The sequence below is a fragment of the Candidatus Kosakonia sp. 282A-S69 genome (genome assembly GCF_029433855.1).
Lineage (GTDB): Bacteria > Pseudomonadota > Gammaproteobacteria > Enterobacterales > Enterobacteriaceae > Kosakonia > Kosakonia cowanii_A.
On the sequence record NZ_JAROAU010000003.1, the window covers coordinates 1,299,133 to 1,318,569 of the forward strand.

Genomic DNA, 19,437 nt, shown 5'->3' on the forward strand with positions numbered 1-19,437 from the left:
AGAACATCTTGAGCATCAACGCATTTAATGCTTATTTTATTAGGCTTAGCCGTTTACTCAGTAAGACACCAAAGTGGTTGGATAATGAACAAAGCAGAGTTTTACGCGGACTTAAACCGCGATTTTCAGGCATTAATGGCAGGTGAAACCAGTTTTTTAGCGACGTTGTCTAACACCAGCGCGCTGCTGTTTGAACGTCTGGATGGGGTGAACTGGGCCGGTTTCTATTTACTGGAGGGTGACACGTTGGTGTTAGGGCCGTTCCAGGGGAAAATCGCCTGCGTTCGTATTCCTGTCGGGCGCGGTGTTTGCGGTAGCGCTGTCGCGCAAAACCGTGTGCAGCGGGTTGAAGACGTTCATCAATTTGACGGGCATATCGCCTGCGATGCGGCCAGTAACTCTGAAATTGTGCTGCCGATCACAGTAAGTGGTCAGATCATTGGCGTGCTGGACATCGACAGCGTCGAATTTTCGCGCTTTGGCGAAGAGGATGAAAAGGGCCTGCGCGAGCTGGTTTCCCATCTGGAACAGTGCCTTGCGGCGACCGATTATCAAAAATTCTTTGCGACTGTCGCAGGATAATCAACGGATAACGTAGCATTTACTGTTAGCGTCATTATAATGACGCCTGTTCATGCCTGCGCTTGTTGGCAACGTCCGTTGTAATCAGGAAATTTCATGGAAAATCAACCTAAGTTGAATAGCAGTAAAGAAGTGATCGCTTTTTTGGCCGAACGTTTCCCTCACTGTTTTAGTGCTGAAGGCGAGGCACGCCCCCTGAAAATCGGTATCTTTCAGGATTTAGTGGCGCGTGTTGAGGGTGAGATGAATCTCAGTAAAACCCAGCTTCGTTCCGCTCTACGTCTTTATACTTCGAGCTGGCGTTACCTGTACGGTATTAAAGCTGGCGCGACGCGTGTCGATCTCGACGGCAACGCCTGTGGCGTGCTGGATGAGCAACACGTTGAGCATGCCCGCAAGCAGCTTGAAGAAGCGAAAGCGCGAGTGCAGGCGCAACGCGCTGAGCAACAAGCCAAAAAACGTGAAGCTGCTGCTGCTGCTGGTCAGGAAGACGCCCCGCGTCGTGAGCGCAAACCTCGCCCGGCTCCGCGCCGTAAAGAGGGCGCAGAACAGCGCAAGCCTCGCGCCGATAAGCCGGCGGCTAAACCGCAGCGCGAACGCGCAGCGCAACCGCAGCAGGAAGAGCGCCATACGCCAGTTTCTGACATCTCCGTGCTGAGCGTGGGTCAGGACCTGAAAGTGAAAGCGGGTAATAACGCGATGAGCGCAACCGTGCTTGAAATCACCAAAGACGGCGTTCGCGTACAGCTTAGCTCGGGTATGTCGATGATTGTACGCGCAGAACATCTCTTGTTCTGAAACGGAGGCCTGGCCTGGCATGAACACTTTGTTTAAGCGCACAGCGTTGGCGGGCCTGTTATTCGTAACAGGCCACGCCCTGGCTGTGGAAGATATTACCCGGGCCGATCAAATCCCGGTATTAAAAGAAGAGACGCAGCACGCGACGGTGAGCGAGCGCGTCACTTCGCGTTTTACGCGCTCCCACTACCGCCAGTTCGATCTGGACAACGCCTTCTCCGCAAAGATTTTCACCCGCTATCTTAATCTGCTCGATTACAGCCATAATGTCCTGCTGGCCAGCGACGTTGAGCACTTTTCGCAGAAGAAAAATGAGATTGGCGATGAGCTGCGCAGCGGTAAACTGGACGTCTTTTACGATCTCTACAATAAGGCTCAGCAGCGCCGTTTTGAGCGCTATCAGTACGCCCTTAAAGTGCTGGAGCGGCCGATGGACTTCACCGGTAACGACTCGTTTAACCTCGATCGCAGCAAAGCGCCGTGGCCTAAAGATGAGGCCGAGCTGAATGCGCTGTGGGACAGCAAGGTTAAATATGACGAACTGAGCCTTAAGCTCACAGGAAAAGATGAGAAAGAGATCCGCGAGACCCTCTCTCGTCGCTATAAGTTCGCCATCCGCCGTCTGGCGCAAACTAACAGCGAAGATGTCTTCTCGCTGGCGATGACTGCCTTTGCGCGTGAAATCGATCCACACACCAACTACCTGTCGCCGCGTAATACCGAACAGTTCAATACCGAAATGAGCCTCTCGCTGGAGGGGATCGGCGCGGTGCTGCAGGGCGATGATGACTATACGGTGATTAACTCTATGGTTGCCGGTGGCCCGGCCGCGAAGAGTAAAGCGATTAGCGTCGGCGATCGCATCGTTGGCGTCGGTCAGACCGGGCAGAATATGGTCGATGTTATCGGCTGGCGTCTTGATGATGTGGTTGCGCTAATCAAAGGGCCGAAAGGCAGCAAAGTGCGTCTTGAGATCCTGCCTGCGGGTAAGGGGACCAAAACGCGCATTGTTACGCTGACGCGCGAGCGTATTCGCCTGGAAGATCGCGCTGTGAAGATGTCCGTTAAAACCGTCGGCAAAGAAAAAGTCGGCGTGCTGGACATCCCCGGCTTCTACGTTGGGTTGACCGATGACGTGAAAGTGCAGCTGCAGAAGCTGGAAAAACAGAACGTTAAGAGCGTGGTTATCGATCTTCGCGCCAACGGTGGCGGGGCGCTGACGGAAGCGGTCTCGCTCTCTGGTCTCTTTATCCCGTCCGGCCCGGTGGTGCAGGTGCGCGATAACAACGGCAAAGTGCGTGAAGATAGCGATACCGATGGCGTGGTCTATTACAAAGGCCCGCTGGTGGTGCTGGTTGACCGCTTCAGCGCCTCGGCTTCGGAGATCTTCGCCGCAGCAATGCAGGATTATGGTCGCGCGCTGATTGTCGGAGAACCGACCTTCGGTAAAGGCACCGTACAGCAGTATCGCTCGCTCAACCGTATCTACGATCAGATGTTGCGCCCGGAATGGCCAGCGTTGGGTTCGGTGCAGTACACCATCCAGAAGTTCTATCGTGTGAACGGTGGCAGTACGCAGCGTAAAGGCGTAACGCCGGATATCATCATGCCGACCGGCACACAGGTAACGGAAACCGGGGAGAAATTCGAGGATAATGCACTGCCGTGGGACAGCATTAATGCTGCCACCTTTGTGCGCGCCGGCGATTTGAAACCTTTTGGACCCGAACTGCTGAAAAAGCATGATGAGCGTATCGCGAAAGATCCTGAGTTCCAGTACATCAATAAGGACATTGCGCGTTTTGAAGCCCTGAAAGCGAAGCGCGATATGGTATCGCTGAACCTGGCGCAGCGTGAAAAAGAGAACGCGGAGGATGACGCTATTCGTCTCTCTCGCCTCAACGATCGCTTCAAACGGGAAGGCAAGCCGCTACTGAAGAAACTGGACGATCTGCCGAAGGATTATCAGGAGCCAGACCCTTATCTTGATGAGACGGTGCATATTGCACTCGACCTGGCGCATCTTGAAAAAGATCAGCCCCCAGCACAAACGGCTTCTGCGAAGTAACTCCCCCAACAGGCACAAGCGATTGTGCCTGTTTTTTTTAACAATCCCCACCGCGTAAGCATCCTGCTACAAAATGTAAAGTTGTGTTTTTCTCGTGACTTACGCAGCCGTGATGCTTGAAAATAGCCCGCACGCCCATACGATGTGTGTAACCGCATAGTGCGTTTTGTTAAATCGAGGTTAAAAGAAAATTATGATGCGAATCGCGCTCTTCCTGTTGACTAACCTGGCTGTCATGTTGGTGTTCGGCCTTGTGCTTAGCCTGACGGGCATTCAGTCGAGCAGCGTTCAGGGGTTAATGATTATGGCGCTGCTGTTTGGTTTTGGCGGCTCGTTCATTTCACTGTTGATGTCGAAATGGATGGCGCTGAAATCTGTAGGTGGTGAAGTCATTGAGCAGCCTGCCAACGATATGCAGCGCTGGCTGATGGAAACCGTCGCGCAGCAGTCTCGCCAGGCAGGCATTGCGATGCCGCAGGTGGCGATCTATCACGCGCCGGATATTAACGCCTTCGCCACCGGTGCGCGCCGCGATGCTTCTCTGGTCGCCGTCAGCACCGGTCTGCTGCAAAACATGAGCCGTGATGAAGCCGAAGCGGTCATCGCCCATGAAATCAGTCATATTGCCAACGGTGACATGGTGACCATGACGCTGATTCAGGGCATTGTGAACACCTTCGTGATCTTTATCTCGCGCATTCTTGCCCAGATTGCCGCTGGCTTCATGGGCGGAGATCGCGAAGAGGGTGAAGAGAGTAACGGTAATCCGCTGGTCTACTTTGCCGTCGCGACGGTGCTTGAACTGGTGTTTGGTATTCTGGCGAGCGTTATCACGATGTGGTTCTCGCGCCACCGCGAATTCCATGCCGATGCGGGTTCAGCCCGCCTGGTAGGACGTGAGAAAATGATCGCTGCGCTGCAAAGGCTGAAAACCAGCTATGAGCCGCAGGAAGCGAGCAGCATGATGGCGTTCTGCATCAACGGTAAGTCTAAATCGCTGAGCGACCTCTTTATGACGCACCCGCCGCTGGATAAACGCATTGAAGCATTGCGTTCCGGTGCATACCTCAAGTAATCACCGACACAAATGATAAAGCGCGTCCGTTGACGCGCTTTTTTTGTTTTTAATCAGCGTTAAACGGCGGGAGTGGTATGAGCCGCACGTGGTTAATTCAGCAGAACATCGCGCAATAGCTTCTGCAATCGCGGCATCAGCGCTATTCAGGCGTAATGTCGCAGATTTGTAACGAACCAGGCATTCGTGCATTGCGACTGAAGGTCGACGAATTTATAATAAAAAACTATTCTGATTTTTATAAAACACAGGCGATGAGGTGATTAATGGCAATCGCGGATTTGGACAAGCAGCCAGATTCTGTCTCTTCTGTATTGAAGGTCTTTGGCATTTTGCAGGCTTTGGGCGAAGAGCGTGAAATCGGTATTACCGAGCTTTCACAGCGCGTCATGATGTCAAAAAGCACCGTTTATCGCTTTTTGCAGACTATGAAGTCGTTAGGCTACGTGGCACAGGAAGGGGAGTCAGAGAAATATTCCCTGACGCTGAAGTTATTTGAACTTGGTGCGCGTGCACTGCAGAACGTTGATTTGATCCGCAGCGCGGATATCCAGATGCGTGAACTCTCTCGCCTGACGAAAGAGACCATCCATCTGGGTGCTCTCGATGAAGACAGCATCGTCTATATACACAAGATAGATTCGATGTATAACCTGCGCATGTATTCGCGTATTGGTCGTCGCAATCCGCTCTATAGCACCGCGATTGGTAAGGTGCTGCTGGCGTGGCGCGATGGCGATGAAGTGAAACAGATTCTCGAAGGCGTTGAATACAAACGCAGCACCGATCGCACCATTACCAGCACCGAAGATCTGCTGCCGATGCTGGATATCGTTCGCCAGCAGGGTTACGGCGAAGATAATGAAGAGCAGGAAGAGGGACTACGCTGCATCGGCGTGCCGGTGTTTGACCGTTTTGGTGTGGTAATCGCCGGTCTGAGTATCTCTTTCCCGACCCTGCGTTTCTCCGAAGAGCGTCTGCACGAGTATGTGGAAATGCTGCATCAGGCAGCGCGCAAAATTTCTGAACAGATGGGCTATAACGACTATCCGTTCTGATAATTGCCAAAAAAGCCGCCCTCCGGGGCGGCTTTTTCATGGAAAAAATCAGCCGTTATCAATAACGTTATCGCTTTTACGCATCAGCGGGCAGTTGGCAAGGCCAAAAAATCCGTTACTGGAGTGAACATATTGCGCCGTACTGGTGCCGCGTGCGGTGGCGTATTTGCACTGTAAACCAAGGCCTGCTGCATTTTCGTTACTGTGAATCAGCACACCATAACCGCTCAGCAAGAGCCCGATCCACAGCAGCGCGATAACCATAACGCTTCGAATAAGTGTACGCATGTTTGCTCCTTGCACATCGATTAAGTCTGGCATTAAGGCTACGTCTTTTATTGGATGAAACAAGTCACACATTCCTAAAAATACCGAAAGGGGGTACAGTTACGCGCTGTTTAAGGAAGCCGTGCTAGTGTGGTTACACCTTGAAATGTTTCGGAGAATGGAGTGAGAAAATTTAGATGGCTGTTGCTGATTGCCGTGGTGGTGGTCTGCCTGCTGCTCTGGACTCAAATGCTCAATGTCATGTGCGATCAGGATGTCCAATTTTTTAGTGGTATTTGTGTTATCAATAAATTCATTCCCTGGTAAGCGCATTTTTGCAGTGAAAGATTTCCTTCCTGAGAGCCAGTGGTAAAATGCCGCGTCAACTTTGAGGATGTGAAATGAACGAAATCTTGAATTCTGGCGCGTTAAATTTTGCGTCAATGCTGGTTTCTGTGGTGGTTCTGGTTATCGGTCTGGTGCTGTGGTTCTTTATCAATCGTGCCAGCTCGCGTACGAATGAGCAGATTGAGTTGCTTGAAGCGCTGCTCGATCAGCAAAAACGGCAAAATGCGCTGCTGCGACGTCTTTGTGAAGCGAACGAGCCGGAAAAAGCATCTCTCTCTGAGGTCGAAAAAAGCAAGACCAGGGGTGAGGACGATGAGTTTATCCGGCTGGTAGCTGAACGCTAATCAGGAAGGGGTGGAGAGATGGTCTGGAAAAATCCCTGGTACAATCCCGCGCTCTCCCATCATACGCCTGACGGTTTTTGTAACCCGACTGCCGTGGCGCATCAACCCGGCGATGTAAAACGCTGGCGCCAGGCCCGCAAAGCCGCCGGGCTTCCCCGTCCACCGATCGCGGGGTATGACGCTTTTATTGAGGCATGGTGGCAAAAAGCCGAGTTTACACAGGGTGACGATGGCCTATGGTGGCTTGGTCATGCTTCTGTTCTTCTCCGTGTGCAGGGCAAATACCTGCTCACCGATCCGGTTTTCTCCCGACGTGCTTCCCCGCTGCGTTTCGCCGGTCCCCTGCGACGTACACCGCCTGCATTGTCTATTGACGAACTTCCGGCTCTTGATGCCATTCTTATCTCTCACAACCATTACGATCATCTGGATCGCTGGACGATTCAGGCACTGCTGCGCCGATTTCCTGAGGTAAAAATCTTTGTCCCTCTCGGGGTAGGGAATACGCTTCGACGTTTTGGCGCGCGCGTTGTGACCGAGCTGGACTGGTGGCAGCAAGCCTCTCTCAACGGGTTACATTTAACAGCCGTGCCCGCACAGCACTGGAGTATGCGCACGCCATGGGATCGTAACCGCTCGTTATGGTGCGGCTGGATTGTTGAATCCTGCGCATTGCGTTTCTGGTTTCCCGGTGACACGGGCTACAGCGAAGAGCTCCTGCTGATCCCGCAGCGTCTTGGAAAAATTGACGTGGCGGCGCTGCCTGCCGGTGCCTATGCACCGCGCTGGTTCATGTCGTCAAACCATATGGATCCACAAAGTGCGGTCTCGCTGTGGCAGCAATTGGGTTCGCCGCTGGCTTTTCCCATTCACTGGGGCGTATTTGAACTGGCCGATGAATCACTGGACGAGCCGGTTATGGAGTTACAGCGCGCTTTAAGCGAAGCGGCAGGGGAAAATGATAACTTCAGGATCCTGAAAATTGGTCAGTATTTATCCCTGTCGTCATTTAAGCCGAACGCCATAAAAAGTAAGCTGTATTAAAATTGCGTCTGTCTAATTTGCACGAAACGTTTTTATTGCCTTTAAATGATGCAGTGTCATCATAATTTCATTATTTTGGTGCACGCCTGTGTTTATTTGCTCAGTAATTATCCATAGTTAACCTCAGCAATAGTTTCGGCATAGTGCAATAATCATTTGAGAATCTTCCTAATCCCATAATCAGCATAACTATTCGCACAAAGTTCTTAGCATATAAGCGAAACGCATGAGCATTAAGTATACTGTGAAACTGCATGGAACTACTTGATGAATCGAAAGAAGTGGTCTACGTTTACCCGGTAAACCTGCTTATGCAGCGGCTGCTATAACGGTCATTGAAGTGAATAAATGAATAGTGTTTGTTTCGCTTACCCTGGAATTTGTGCGGCGGATCGAGACATATCTAAAAATGGCTTGCCATAGTTTACGTATTATGTGATAACACGTTGTGGGTCAATCGAGGTACAGTTCTGTTTATGTGTGGCATTTTCAGTAAAGAAGTCCTGAGTAAAACGTTTCGTTGAATACAGCTTCTCTGCCGAACCTTATATTAGTGCCTCAAGCAGTAATGTCTCAGTTTTCTCAGTCAATGCCTGCGGGCGAAGTATATACATTAAGGAATTTTGCAAATGGCAAAGATTAAAGGTCAAGTTAAGTGGTTCAACGAGTCTAAAGGTTTTGGTTTCATTACTCCGGCTGACGGCAGCAAAGATGTATTCGTACACTTCTCTGCTATTCAGGGTAACGGCTTCAAAACTCTGGCTGAAGGCCAGAACGTTGAGTTTGAAATTCAGGACGGTCAGAAAGGCCCGGCTGCAGTTAACGTAACTGCTATCTGATTTCGACACCTCTGAGCTTGAGACGCGTTTCGCGTATCAATGTCAATTATCAAGCCTCGCCATTGTGCGGGGCTTTTTATTTTCCCTGCTGCAACATTTGACGGTACACTTCGCCCTTTGAAAAAGTCTTTCTCCCCGGAGTGTTTATGCCATTCAGCTGCCCCCTTTGCCACGCACCGTTAAGCCGCCATGAGCGTGCATTTATCTGTCCGCAGCGGCATCAGTTTGATATCGCCAAAGAGGGTTACGTCAATTTATTGCCCGTCCAGCATAAACGCTCGCGCGATCCTGGTGATAACGTTGAAATGATGCAGGCGCGCCGTGCATTTCTCGACGCCGGACACTATCAGCCTCTTCGCGATAAAATCTGCAACCTGTTTGAAGAGACATTACCGACAGAGGCGACGGCGCTGCTCGATATCGGCTGTGGGGAAGGGTACTACACGCAGGCATTTGCCAGCGTGGCCCGCGAGCGCGGCGCGCAAACCGTCGGGCTTGATGTCTCAAAAGCAGCGATTCGCGCAGCGGCGAAACGTTATCCGCAGGTGATGTTCTGCGTCGCCTCCAGCCACCGTTTACCCTTTGACGACAACAGCATTGATGGGCTGGTGCGTATTTACGCGCCCTGTAAAGCGCAGGAGCTGGCGCGCGTAATGAAACCGCAGGGCGTCGTGATCACCGCCGCCCCCGGGCCGCGCCACTTAATGGAACTGAAGGGTCTGATTTACGATGAGGTGCAGCTGCATGCGCCAAACAGCGGTGAAATCGAAGGGTTTTCACTGATTTCCGAACAGTCTCTCGCCTATGAAATGGCGCTCAGCGGCGAAGAGGCGGTTGCGCTCCTGCAAATGACACCGTTTGCCTGGCGGGCGAAGCCGGAAGTATGGCAACAGCTGGCGGCGACAAAAAGCTTTCGCTGCCAGACGGATTTCACCATCCACTGCTTGCGGCGGGAAAACTAGCTGGCAAAGTGGCTGTAGAGGATCTGCACGCCAATACCAATAAGCACTACGCCGCCGAGGATCTCGGCGCGTTTCCCCAGTAGCGGGCCAATAAAACGGCCCACCATCATGCCAAGAGTCGACATAATCAGGGTGGCGCAGCCAATCGCCAGCGCGGTAGTGAGAATATTGACCTGCAGGAATGCGAGCCCGACACCGACGGCCATCGCATCCAGGCTGGTGGCAATCGCGGTGGTGACCAGCAACCAGAAACCGTGGCGGTGCGGCATTTCAGCGTCACAATCGTCATTGCCGCGCACGCCTTCCAGCACCATTCTTCCGCCAAGAAATGCCAGCAGTACGAAAGCTATCCAGTGATTCCACTCCAGCACAAATTGTGAGGCAAGCATGCCAAGACCCCAGCCCAGCAACGGGGTTAAGGTTTCAATCGCCCCGAAGATAAGACCGGTACGCAGGGCCTCGGAAAATTTAGGATTGCGGAGCGTGGCACCTTTACCGATAGAGGCGGCGAAGGCGTCCATCGACATACCAAAGGCGAGAAGCAGGGTGGCGGATAAGTTCATCTGTGCGTCCTGACCGGGAGTTCCATATAACACACCACTGCCCCCAGTAAACAGCAGTTGGTGTGTCAATGGTCTCGCCTGACTGAAAGATGTTCAGTCCGTACGTGCCACGTTTTGCAACGAGTATGTTGACACGTACATTTCCGTAGAGCGGAAATCGGCTACTCCCCAACGACGGACGCACCTTACCATATTTTTAGAATATAAAACAACAGCAGAGAAATATTCATGACGGTCTCCGCCGATAATGATTGTCATTTGGCTTCCAACGTGAAAATAACGTTAATAAACATAGGTAATTTCTTACAGGAAATATAGCAGAGGCTATATTCAAGCCTCTTTTTTGTGCGGGGTGAGGAAAGCTTGCATTTACTAACTTATTGAGTTTTAACCATTACTCTGTAAATTTTCTCGAGGTCGTCTATATTTCGTACACGAATAAGTAATCGCCGCTGCTCTAATTGAATCACCAGTACACCATCCTCCGATAAATTCATCTCTTGAATGCGGTTATATTCAATCCAGGCATTAGCAAAGAAAAAACCGTGAGATTTAAAGATGGCTTTCGGGGCGCGGATCCAAAAAAGGTAAATACCCAGCAGCGCCAGCGCAAATAATAACCACATGGTTAATGATGACCCACCGTGCGCGCTGTTGTTATAAATCAGAATAACCAGCAGGCCGACAAAGATGGCGCCATCGGTTCGGCTTCTGCGCAGCAGCGGAACGGTGAGCAGCGTTTTGCCTTTGCGCCGGGGCATAACCACCTCGTCATACAGCGCGAAAGCCAGCAGGGCAGCAACAAACAGTACCAGCACGCTATCCGTAATCGTCATCTCATCTCCTTAAATAAAAAACGGGGGCAGTAACGCCCCCGGTGATGACAACGTCGTTTAAAGGCCCAGCAGGCCGATGGCGTAGCCGGCAATCCCAATCACGAAGAAGCCGACAATGATCCACAGCGGGTTCACTTTTTTACGCAGCAGCCACATACAGGCAAAAGTCAGCAGCAGCGGTACCAGGCCCGGCATCAGCTGGTCGAGGATAGTCTGCACCGTGGTCACGGTCGTTTTGCCGGTCGGGTCGGTAATTTGCGATACCACCAGCGGAATATTCACATGTGTCCACTTGTTAACCAGAGCGCCCATCACAAACAGACCGAGGATTGACGCCCCTTCGGTCAGTTTTTGCAGGAAACCGCCGCCCATATCTTTAACAATGTCGATCCCTTTGCGATAGCCATACGCCACGCCATAGTAGCGGGTGGCAAGACGCACGATATTGAAGAGGAAGAAGAAGAGCAGCGGGCCGAGCAGGCTGCCGCTCATGGCGATCCCGGCACCCAGCGCCGCGAATACCGGACGCACGGTGCCCCAGAAAATCGGGTCGCCGACGCCTGCCAAAGGCCCCATCAGACCGACTTTGATACCGTTGATGGCACCATCGTCAATCTCTGCGCCGTTCGCGCGCTGCTCCTCCATTGCCAGCGTAACGCCAAGCACCGGCGCAGCAACGTAAGGGTGAGTGTTAAAGAACTCCAGGTGACGTTTAATCGCCTGGCGGCGGGCCTCGTTATTCTCCGGATAGAGGCGTTTAATCGCCGGTACCATTGAGAAGCAGAAGCCGAGCGCCTGCATACGTTCAAAGTTCCACGAGCCCTGGAAGAGGTTAGAACGCAGGAACACGCTGCGAATATCACTCTGGGTGAGCTTTTTCTCAGTCGGAGTTTTCGTCATATCAACCATGTCGTTCACCTGTTAATCCAGTTCGTTATCAAGATCGTTGGCACCTGCCGCCGGCGCAGTGCCGCCTGCAGAGCGGTTATATTTCGGGCTAACCTGAATATAGAGAATGGCCATCACTGCGCCGATCACACCCAGTGAAACGAGGTTGAAATTAGTAAAGGCCGCGGTCACGAAGCCGAGATAGAAGAACGGCATCAGATAGCCTGCACGCATCATATTGATGACCATCGCATAACCAACCACCACAATCATGCCACCGGCGATATTCAGACCGCTGGTAACCACTTCCGGAATGGCGTTAAGCATGCTCTGCACTTCGCTGGTACCAACAGAGATAGCAACAATCACTGCCGGGATGGCGATACGCATTGCCTGCAGGAACAGGGAGGAGACATGGATCCAGGAGAGCGCGGTAAGATTACCGTTGTCCGCGGCTTTATCTGCTGCATGCTGGAAACCGACGGTAATAGTACGCACGATGATGGTCAGCACCTGGCCTGCTGCGGCGAGTGGGATTGCCAGCGCAATACCGGCACCGATGCTCTGATGACCGCCAATAACCAGAATGGTAGAAATAATCGAGGCCAGCGCGGCATCCGGGGCGACCGCCGCACCGATGTTCATCCAGCCGAGCGCGATCATCTCAAGCGTACCGCCGATGATGATACCGGTTTTCATATCACCCAGAACGATACCGACCAGGGTACATGCCACCAACGGACGGTGGAACTGGAACTCGTCAAGTATCGACTCCATACCGGCAATACATGCGACGACGAACACCAGCACAATCTGAAGAGTGGTAATCTCCATTGTACTTCTCCTATAGCTAAATCAGACGTAAGTGTGAAAACTGAGTCAATCAGGTCGTCGCGGTTACTTCGCCACTTTGCTGATCAAATCCATCATTTTCAGTTTCGGATCGTTTGAAACTTTACGGACTTCCAGCTCAATGCCGCGATCGTTGAGTTTGCGAAACGCAGCGATATCTTTCTCATCGACGGAAACGGCGTTATTGACCTGGGTTTTGCCCTGACGGTAGGCCATACCGCCAATATTGACCGAGGTAAGTTTCACGCCGCCCTCGACGATGCGCTCGACATCGGTAGGGTTGGTGAAGAGCAGCATCACGCGTTCACCGGCATATTTCGGGTTGTTATAGACGCGTATCATCTTCGCAACATCGACAACGTGAGCCGTTACGCCCGGCGGCGCAACCTGTGTCAGCAGCGTTTTACGCACGTTATCGGCGGCCACCTCATCACTGACGACAATAATGCGGGTGACGTTGGTCTCTTTGGTCCAGCGGGTGGCGACCTGGCCGTGAATTAAGCGGTCATCAATACGCGCCAGACCGATGACCATATAGTCGTTCGGCCCCATCGGCTTAGCAGGGGTAGCGGCTTTCGGCGCTGCCGCCGGCTGAACCGTAGCAGGAGCGGGCTTTTCCACCGGCTGCGCTTTCAGCGCCTTCACGCCTTCGCGTCCGGTTTCAACGGCCAGCGCCACCAACTCATCGAAAGTGGGGTTATCATCACGCGCCATCAGGGTTTCCACCAGCATGGGGATATTTACGCCGGCTATTACCTCATAATGCTCTTTATCGACGACAATGCGGCTGGCGGCGTTAAACGGGCTGCCACCCCATGTATCGACGAGAAACAGCACGCCCTGATTGGTATCCAGTTTTGCCAGCTGTGCCTGATATTTTTCGATTAATGTCTCGGCATTTTCACCGGGAACAAAATCGATCCATCCGACATTCTCCTGCTCGCCAAGCAGCATCTCAGCGGTTTTAAGCAGTTGTTCTGCCGCCCAACCATGTGTGCCTATAACAATAGCAATGGTCACTTGCTACCTCCTTATTCTTGTCGTTAACATCCACGCGATGGATGTATTGTGAATCGGCACCAAAAAAAGCGAATCGATTCAGAGATAAACTCAAAGAGAAGTTTAGGAACTTTCGCGAATTATTTTAGAGAGTGAAAAAATAATTTATGTGATGAAGATCCGTAATTTAGCTTTCATAAAAATGAAATTTTGTAGCGAAAAATAACCATACATTTTGCAAAGTCTGGTAAATCTTTGCCAGCCACCTAGGCTCTTTGCTATGTTTAACCTCCGTTTAAGTTACCAGGAGTAAAGGGCCATAGCCCATCGTATGGATCGTCACCGACGTCAGTTCACTTTTTGGCCATCCCGCGCCACGCATTCCGGTGAATTTCACCCTCTTTCAAATAGAATCAATGTCATTACGCCTGCGCACATTCGCGCACCGTCTACTGTTTTCCTGAGCAGGAGCCTGTCATGGAATTCTTAATGGATCCGCAGATTTGGATCGGTTTGTTGACGCTGGTTGTACTGGAAATCGTGCTGGGTATTGATAACCTGGTCTTTATCGCCATTCTTGCCGACAAGCTGCCGCCGAAGCAGCGCGATAAAGCGCGTCTGATTGGCCTGTCGCTGGCGCTGGTGATGCGACTCGGCCTGCTGTCGCTGATCTCATGGATGGTGACGCTTACCCAGCCGCTCTTCTCCGTCTGGAACCTCACCTTCTCCGGCCGTGATTTAATCATGTTGCTGGGCGGTATTTTCTTACTCTTTAAGGCGACCACGGAGCTGCATGAACGGCTGGAAAACCGCGATCACGATGGCGGGCACGGTAAAGGTTACGCCAGCTTCTGGGTCGTGGTGACGCAGATTGTTATTCTTGATGCGGTCTTCTCCCTTGATGCGGTGATAACCGCAGTCGGTATGGTGAATCACCTGCCGGTGATGATGGCCGCGGTGGTGATCGCCATGGCGGTGATGCTGCTCGCCTCAAAGCCGTTAACGAACTTTGTGAACCAGCATCCGACGGTCGTGGTGCTCTGTCTGAGCTTCCTGCTGATGATTGGTCTGAGCCTGGTCGCAGAAGGCTTTGGCTTCCATATTCCAAAAGGCTACCTCTACGCCGCGATTGGCTTCTCGATCATCATTGAGTTCTTCAACCAGATTGCCCGCCGTAACTTTTTGCGCAATCAGTCGCGCCTGCCGCTGCGTGCACGCACCGCGGATGCGATTGTGCGTCTGATGGGCGGTCGCCGTCAGAATGCGACGCAAACCGAGACAGACAGCGACGCCTCTGTAACCGTGCCGGAGGGCGCGTTTGCAGAAGAGGAGCGCTATATGATCAACGGCGTACTGACGCTCGCCTCCCGTTCGCTGCGCAGCATCATGACGCCGCGCGGTGATATCAGCTGGGTGGATGCCAACCTGAGCGTTGACGAGATCCGCCAGCAACTGCTCTCCTCCCCGCACAGCCTTTTCCCGGTCTGCCGCGGCGAACTGGATGAAGTGATTGGTATTGTGCGCGCCAAAGAGCTGCTGGTTTCGCTGGAAGAGGGCGTCGACGTGGCCGCCATCGCGTCGGGCTCTCCAGCGATTGTGGTACCGGAAACCCTCGATCCAATCAAACTGCTGGCGGTCTTGCGCCGTGCGCGCGGCAGCTTCGTGATTGTCACCAATGAGTTTGGCGTGGTGCAGGGGCTGGTGACGCCGCTGGATGTGCTGGAGGCGATTGCCGGTGAGTTTCCTGACGCGGATGAAACGCCAGAGATCGTGGCCGACGGCGACGGCTGGCTGGTGAAGGGAACCACCGACCTGCACGCGCTGCAGCACACGCTGGATCTCGATAACTTCGTTAATGACGAGGAGAATATCGCCACCGTGGCAGGCCTGGTCATTGCCGCACGGGGGCAGATCCCGCCGGTGGGCGAAACCTTTGCCATTGCGCCACTGCATATCACCGTGATGGAAGCGAACGACTACCGCGTCGATCTGGTGCGTATTGTTAAAGAGCAACCGCCTCACGACGAAGAGGAGTGATCCTCAATCGTCATCAGCGGATCCCGCTGGTCGTCATGCGCGGCTGGCGTTTCCTTCCCGGCTAACCACGCCGGGAAGTTCTCAATCGGCATCGGCTGAGCAAACAGATACCCCTGTAGTGACTGCACCCCCTGCTGACGCAAATATTGCGCCTGCTGCGGGGTTTCCACCCCCTCTGCCACCAGTTCAATATCCAACCGCTGCGCGAGCGCAATAATGATGTCAGTGACCTTAGAGTTAACTGCATCGGTGCCGATCGCCGCGGTATAGGATTTGTCGATTTTCAGAATGTCCGGTTGCAGCTTCTCCAGCCAGCTCAGGGCGCTGTTGCCGGTACCGAAATCATCAATCGCGATCTTCACGCCGTTGTGATGAAGTTCGCGCATCATGTGTGAATCGACATCCTGCAGCGCATCGCGCTCGGTGAGCTCAATAATTAATTGCTGAACCGGATGGTGAACAAACCATAACCGGTGCAAATCTTTTAGTAACTCGCCATCACGCAGGTGGCTGGGAGCAGCATTAATGCCGATATGAAACTGCGCATCGGTCGGAAAGAGGTGGCGGTGCGCCTGCACCTCAATCAGTACATAACGCGTCAGCGGCGCGATCAGATGCTGCGCCTCGGCAATAGGGATAAACACCTCCGGCGAAATCGCGCCCTGACGCGGATTGTGCCAGCGCAACAGGATCTCAACGCCGACGCATTTCAGGGTCTGCGCATGCAGTACCGGCTGGCAGAAGAGCGCGAATTCGCGGCCAATTAAGCCAAGGTTAATCTCGCGGGCAAAGCTCATACGGCTGGCAGTGGTAAACCAGGTAATCACGCTGGTTAATAGCGCGATCATCAGTGCCAGCGGCAACTGTGAGGGCAGATGTTGCAGCGCCAGTCGCGTCGCGCCGGGGCCGCTGACGCTCACCGCCAGGGGGAAGAGTTGTGAGTTACGCTGATAGCGCTTCTCATCTTCGCCCAGCGGTAAGTTTTCCAGCAGACCTTTACCCTGCACCAGATGCCGCCCGGAGACGGAGAGCGCCACGCGGGTGATGAGCGGCGGCTGCGGCTCCAGCATGACGTTGCTGAGCAGTTCAATATTGACCACCTCCATCACGCCACTTTGCCCATCCGGAGTGGTGGGGAACCAGACGATCAGAACCGGACGATCTTTCAGCAGGGATTGATCAGTCGACAGTACCAGCAGTGTGGTTTTCGCCGGCAGACTTGGCTGGAGCTGGTGGACAGGGACGTTACGATCGCCAAAGATGCTCGAACAATAGAGTGTGCCATCATGCACCAGTGTGATGGATCGTACCGTCTGCAGGCTGGCAGCGATTTTGCGCAGCTGCAGATGCACCTCGCTGCACGGTTTGCCGACCAGCGGCGAAACAGTTTCCCGGGTCGATTCCAGCGGCAGCAGTAGGCGATCAAAATTCACCACCGCGTGATGGGTAAAAGTGGCGACGCGCTGCTGGTTGAGGTTACGCTCGGAAATAAAGCGAAAGGCGAGGGTCAATAAGAGGGCGACGATGCCCGCCAGCACGCAGACTGTCGCGCGCCGCTGTCGATAGCTTTTGATGATCCGCTGAGCCGTTTGCATGCGCCGATCGCCCGTAATATCCCTGGCCTGATTGCCATGCCAGAACAGTTGAAGTGTAGCGGGAAATGGCTCAGCTTATGCATAAACGGCGGGGAATATTCTCGATCTGTGGCGTAGCGGATAAAAAAACGCCGTTCGGTTGAACGGCGCTGAGAGAGGGGGAGTTAGTCACACTGCACTTTAATAGCCAGACCACCGCGTGAGGTTTCGCGGTACTTGGCGTTCATGTCTTTGCCGGTCTCGTACATGGTTTCAATAACCTTATCGAGGGAGACGCGCGGTGCGCTGGTGCGGCGCATAGCCATTCGCGCGGCGTTGATCGCCTTCACTGAGGCAATGGCGTTACGCTCAATGCAGGGAACCTGCACCTGGCCGGCGACCGGATCGCAGGTCAGACCGAGGTTGTGCTCCATGCCAATCTCTGCGGCAACGCAAACCTGCTCAGGGCTTGCACCCAGCAGTTCTGCCAGACCTGCAGCTGCCATTGAGCAGGCGACGCCCACTTCGCCCTGGCAGCCTACTTCCGCACCGGAAATGGAGGCGTTCATTTTATAGAGCGCGCCAATCGCCCCGGCAGCGAGGAAGTAGCGAATATAGATATCCGGGCTGACGGACTCAATAAAGTGGTCGTAATAGGCCAGTACCGCCGGCACGATACCGCAGGCACCGTTGGTCGGAGCCGTCACGACGCGACCGCCCGCCGCATTCTCTTCGTTCACCGCGAGCGCGAACATGTTAACCCAATCCACAACGATCATCGGATCGTTGGAGAGCTTATCGCTTGAGACCAGCAGACGGCGCAGGGCTGAGGCGCGACGCGGTACGCGCAGCGGACCCGGCAGCACGCCTTCGGTGTTCATCCCGCGATCGATACAGGCGCGCATGGTGGTCCAGACGTTGGCGAAGTACTCTTCAATCTCTTTTTTCGAGTGCAGCGCCAGTTCGTTCTGCATCACCATCCCGGAGAGAGAGAGCCCGGTCTGCTTGCAGTATTCCAGCATCTGCGTCGCGGAGTTAAACGGGTAGGGCACGGAGACGGAGTCGAGCGTCTCTTTGCCAAAATGCTCTTCATCAACAATAAAACCGCCGCCGATGGAGTAGTAGGTTTTGCTGTAAATGGCCTCGTCGCCATTCAGGGCAGTGATACGCATGCCGTTTTCGTGCAGCGACAAGTTGTCACTGTGAAAACGCATGCCGTCATTCTGCGGAAAGTCGACTTCATGACGACCCTGCGCCAGCAGCAAGCGCCCACGGTTTTCCACATCGCGGATAAACCCCGGAATCGCGTCAATATCGACAGTGGCCGGCTCGTTGCCCGCCAGACCCATAATAATGGCGATATCGGTATGGTGTCCTTTCCCGGTAAGGGAGAGTGAGCCGTAAACATCCACCACAACGCGGGTGGCGTTTTCCAGCAATCCTTTTTCGACCAGATCATCGACGAACTGCTTCCCGGCCTTCATCGGGCCAACAGTGTGGGAAGAGGAGGGACCAATCCCCACTTTGAACATGTCGAATAGACTAATCACATTTACACTCCTGACAGGGTTACTGGGTTTCCAGTAACGATGTAATAACTGCGCATAGTGTAAGAGGGAAGGGTGCCAGCAGGTTAACTATTCACATGAATTAAACTAATCGCTGGCCTCTATTAAACTAATAGCGAGTTCGCCGTCACAAAGTGCGCAAAACAGAGTATAGCTTATGGGCGCACGCCGATTTGCAGCGCCAGCGAACGGATGATCCCCGCGGTCATGCCCCAGACAAAATAATGCTCATACCACGATAACCACACCCGGTGGGCATTACCGTGACGATGCACATCCAGCGGGTGATAACGCCCAAGCCGCAACGCTTCGGCGAGCGGCATTTCAAACACCGCCGCGACTTCATCTTCACTGGCGCGCCAGGGGAGGTCGGGTGGAATAATGCCGACCACCGGCGTGACCTGAAAGCCGGTAACGCTATCAACTGGCGGCAGGACGCCAATCACCTCGACCGATTCAGGCGGGATCGCTACCTCTTCCTGCGCTTCACGCAGCGCGGCGGCGATAAGCGAGGCATCGGTGCTGTCGACCGCGCCGCCGGGAAAGGCGACCTGACCGGCATGTTTGCGCAGCATGGCGGAGCGCTGCGTCAGCAGCAGGCCCGGCTCTTTACGCCGCACAATCGGCACCAGCACTGCTGCCTGGCGCGCATTCAGAGCGGCGGCATTAAGCTGCGGGCGCATCAGCTGAAAGCGCGATAAAAAGTTATCCAGAGTTAACACCGATTGCTCCACG

The 19,437-nt window shown here is 53.5% G+C and carries 21 protein-coding genes, 1 pseudogene and 1 riboswitch; of the genes and pseudogenes, 13 read left to right on the forward strand and 9 right to left on the reverse strand.

Going from position 1 to position 19,437, the window contains the following annotated elements; translation table 11 throughout:
* Positions 1–84: 84 nt before the first annotated feature.
* The 5 genes from PU683_RS11835 to kdgR all read left to right on the forward strand — a co-directional run bounded on the left by PU683_RS11835 (position 85) and on the right by kdgR (position 5,581).
* Positions 85–582, forward strand: a complete 498-nt coding sequence (locus tag PU683_RS11835) for a GAF domain-containing protein (protein WP_277171610.1) — start codon at positions 85–87, stop codon at positions 580–582.
* 96 nt (positions 583–678) lie between these two features.
* Positions 679–1,380 carry an RNA chaperone ProQ gene (gene proQ / locus PU683_RS11840; RefSeq protein ID WP_277171611.1) on the forward strand — a complete coding sequence of 234 codons (702 nt, stop codon included), beginning with the start codon at positions 679–681 and terminating at the stop codon, positions 1,378–1,380.
* Between the two features lie 19 nt (positions 1,381–1,399).
* A complete protein-coding gene (prc, locus tag PU683_RS11845) occupies positions 1,400–3,448 on the forward strand; it encodes a carboxy terminal-processing peptidase (RefSeq protein ID WP_277171612.1) in 2,049 nt (682 codons plus the stop codon).
* 193 nt (positions 3,449–3,641) lie between these two features.
* Entirely contained in the window at positions 3,642–4,523 is an 882-nt protein-coding gene (gene htpX / locus PU683_RS11850) for a protease HtpX (protein WP_277171613.1), read from the forward strand.
* Between the two features lie 266 nt (positions 4,524–4,789).
* The gene (kdgR, locus tag PU683_RS11855) at positions 4,790–5,581 is read left to right on the forward strand and encodes a DNA-binding transcriptional regulator KdgR (protein WP_277171615.1); all 792 of its coding nucleotides are present in this window, start codon (positions 4,790–4,792) and stop codon (positions 5,579–5,581) included.
* Positions 5,582–5,629: 48 nt separating this feature from the next.
* Here kdgR and PU683_RS11860 read toward each other — a convergent pair whose 3' ends face one another.
* The gene (locus PU683_RS11860) at positions 5,630–5,869 is read right to left on the reverse strand and encodes a YobH family protein (protein ID WP_277171617.1); all 240 of its coding nucleotides are present in this window, start codon (positions 5,867–5,869) and stop codon (positions 5,630–5,632) included.
* A 162-nt stretch (positions 5,870–6,031) separates the two neighbouring features.
* Between PU683_RS11860 and mgrB the strand changes: the two genes are divergently transcribed.
* From mgrB to rlmA, 6 genes and pseudogenes are all read left to right on the forward strand, one after another.
* Positions 6,032–6,175, forward strand: coding sequence for a PhoP/PhoQ regulatory lipoprotein MgrB (mgrB, locus tag PU683_RS11865; protein WP_187799098.1), 144 nt, complete (start codon positions 6,032–6,034; stop codon positions 6,173–6,175).
* 74 nt (positions 6,176–6,249) lie between these two features.
* Entirely contained in the window at positions 6,250–6,540 is a 291-nt protein-coding gene (locus PU683_RS11870) for a YebO family protein (RefSeq protein ID WP_277171620.1), read from the forward strand.
* Between the two features lie 18 nt (positions 6,541–6,558).
* Positions 6,559–7,584, forward strand: coding sequence for an MBL fold metallo-hydrolase (locus PU683_RS11875; RefSeq protein WP_277171622.1), 1,026 nt, complete (start codon positions 6,559–6,561; stop codon positions 7,582–7,584).
* 476 nt (positions 7,585–8,060) lie between these two features.
* Positions 8,061–8,201 (forward strand): annotated as a pseudogene (locus PU683_RS11880) (DUF2627 domain-containing protein).
* Between the two features lie 12 nt (positions 8,202–8,213).
* Positions 8,214–8,423 (forward strand): transcription antiterminator/RNA stability regulator CspE, encoded by a 210-nt coding sequence (gene cspE, locus PU683_RS11885; protein ID WP_001062678.1) that lies wholly within the window; start codon positions 8,214–8,216, stop codon positions 8,421–8,423.
* Between the two features lie 146 nt (positions 8,424–8,569).
* Entirely contained in the window at positions 8,570–9,385 is an 816-nt protein-coding gene (gene rlmA / locus PU683_RS11890; protein WP_277171624.1) for a 23S rRNA (guanine(745)-N(1))-methyltransferase, read from the forward strand.
* Here the strand turns inward: rlmA and mntP are convergent.
* The 5 genes from mntP to manX all read right to left on the reverse strand — a co-directional run bounded on the left by mntP (position 9,382) and on the right by manX (position 13,544).
* Positions 9,382–9,948: a manganese efflux pump MntP gene (gene mntP / locus PU683_RS11895; protein WP_277171626.1), complete on the reverse strand. Its 567-nt coding sequence runs from the start codon at positions 9,946–9,948 to the stop codon at positions 9,382–9,384. The genes rlmA and mntP overlap by 4 nt on opposite strands.
* Positions 9,949–9,954: 6 nt before the next feature.
* A riboswitch (yybP-ykoY riboswitch) is annotated at positions 9,955–10,130 on the reverse strand.
* A gap of 195 nt (positions 10,131–10,325) precedes the next feature.
* Positions 10,326–10,784, reverse strand: a complete 459-nt coding sequence (locus PU683_RS11900) for a DUF986 family protein (protein WP_277171627.1) — start codon at positions 10,782–10,784, stop codon at positions 10,326–10,328.
* 57 nt (positions 10,785–10,841) lie between these two features.
* Positions 10,842–11,693, reverse strand: a complete 852-nt coding sequence (locus tag PU683_RS11905) for a PTS mannose transporter subunit IID (RefSeq protein WP_187799092.1) — start codon at positions 11,691–11,693, stop codon at positions 10,842–10,844.
* Positions 11,694–11,705: 12 nt separating this feature from the next.
* Positions 11,706–12,506 carry a PTS mannose/fructose/sorbose transporter subunit IIC gene (locus tag PU683_RS11910; RefSeq protein WP_277171630.1) on the reverse strand — a complete coding sequence of 267 codons (801 nt, stop codon included), beginning with the start codon at positions 12,504–12,506 and terminating at the stop codon, positions 11,706–11,708.
* A gap of 63 nt (positions 12,507–12,569) precedes the next feature.
* A complete protein-coding gene (gene manX, locus PU683_RS11915) occupies positions 12,570–13,544 on the reverse strand; it encodes a PTS mannose transporter subunit IIAB (RefSeq protein WP_277171632.1) in 975 nt (324 codons plus the stop codon).
* 310 nt (positions 13,545–13,854) lie between these two features.
* Here manX and PU683_RS22430 point away from each other — a divergent pair, with 310 nt between their 5' ends.
* Entirely contained in the window at positions 13,855–14,013 is a 159-nt protein-coding gene (locus PU683_RS22430) for a protein YoaL (protein ID WP_431190937.1), read from the forward strand.
* Positions 14,001–15,560 (forward strand): CNNM family cation transport protein YoaE, encoded by a 1,560-nt coding sequence (yoaE, locus tag PU683_RS11920; RefSeq protein WP_277171634.1) that lies wholly within the window; start codon positions 14,001–14,003, stop codon positions 15,558–15,560. The genes PU683_RS22430 and yoaE overlap by 13 nt, the downstream gene beginning before the upstream one ends.
* Here the strand turns inward: yoaE and PU683_RS11925 are convergent.
* The 3 genes from PU683_RS11925 to PU683_RS11935 all read right to left on the reverse strand — a co-directional run bounded on the left by PU683_RS11925 (position 15,542) and on the right by PU683_RS11935 (position 19,436).
* Positions 15,542–17,155 (reverse strand): EAL domain-containing protein, encoded by a 1,614-nt coding sequence (locus tag PU683_RS11925; RefSeq protein ID WP_277171636.1) that lies wholly within the window; start codon positions 17,153–17,155, stop codon positions 15,542–15,544. The genes yoaE and PU683_RS11925 overlap by 19 nt on opposite strands.
* Positions 17,156–17,319: 164 nt before the next feature.
* Positions 17,320–18,684 (reverse strand): L-serine ammonia-lyase, encoded by a 1,365-nt coding sequence (sdaA, locus tag PU683_RS11930; protein WP_277171638.1) that lies wholly within the window; start codon positions 18,682–18,684, stop codon positions 17,320–17,322.
* A gap of 173 nt (positions 18,685–18,857) precedes the next feature.
* Entirely contained in the window at positions 18,858–19,436 is a 579-nt protein-coding gene (locus tag PU683_RS11935; protein ID WP_277171640.1) for a CoA pyrophosphatase, read from the reverse strand.
* Position 19,437 lies beyond the last annotated feature (1 nt).

Coding starts and splice junctions, on each gene's coding strand:
- PU683_RS11835 (WP_277171610.1), top strand. CDS start 85: ATGAACAAAGCAGAGTTTTACGCGGACTTAAACCGCGATTTTCAGGCA.
- proQ (WP_277171611.1), top strand. CDS start 679: ATGGAAAATCAACCTAAGTTGAATAGCAGTAAAGAAGTGATCGCTTTT.
- prc (WP_277171612.1), top strand. CDS start 1,400: ATGAACACTTTGTTTAAGCGCACAGCGTTGGCGGGCCTGTTATTCGTA.
- htpX (WP_277171613.1), top strand. CDS start 3,642: ATGATGCGAATCGCGCTCTTCCTGTTGACTAACCTGGCTGTCATGTTG.
- kdgR (WP_277171615.1), top strand. CDS start 4,790: ATGGCAATCGCGGATTTGGACAAGCAGCCAGATTCTGTCTCTTCTGTA.
- PU683_RS11860 (WP_277171617.1), bottom strand. CDS start 5,869: ATGCGTACACTTATTCGAAGCGTTATGGTTATCGCGCTGCTGTGGATC.
- PU683_RS11870 (WP_277171620.1), top strand. CDS start 6,250: ATGAACGAAATCTTGAATTCTGGCGCGTTAAATTTTGCGTCAATGCTG.
- PU683_RS11875 (WP_277171622.1), top strand. CDS start 6,559: ATGGTCTGGAAAAATCCCTGGTACAATCCCGCGCTCTCCCATCATACG.
- cspE (WP_001062678.1), top strand. CDS start 8,214: ATGGCAAAGATTAAAGGTCAAGTTAAGTGGTTCAACGAGTCTAAAGGT.
- rlmA (WP_277171624.1), top strand. CDS start 8,570: ATGCCATTCAGCTGCCCCCTTTGCCACGCACCGTTAAGCCGCCATGAG.
- mntP (WP_277171626.1), bottom strand. CDS start 9,948: ATGAACTTATCCGCCACCCTGCTTCTCGCCTTTGGTATGTCGATGGAC.
- PU683_RS11900 (WP_277171627.1), bottom strand. CDS start 10,784: ATGACGATTACGGATAGCGTGCTGGTACTGTTTGTTGCTGCCCTGCTG.
- PU683_RS11905 (WP_187799092.1), bottom strand. CDS start 11,693: ATGGTTGATATGACGAAAACTCCGACTGAGAAAAAGCTCACCCAGAGT.
- PU683_RS11910 (WP_277171630.1), bottom strand. CDS start 12,506: ATGGAGATTACCACTCTTCAGATTGTGCTGGTGTTCGTCGTCGCATGT.
- PU683_RS22430 (WP_431190937.1), top strand. CDS start 13,855: ATGGATCGTCACCGACGTCAGTTCACTTTTTGGCCATCCCGCGCCACG.
- yoaE (WP_277171634.1), top strand. CDS start 14,001: ATGGAATTCTTAATGGATCCGCAGATTTGGATCGGTTTGTTGACGCTG.
- PU683_RS11925 (WP_277171636.1), bottom strand. CDS start 17,155: ATGCAAACGGCTCAGCGGATCATCAAAAGCTATCGACAGCGGCGCGCG.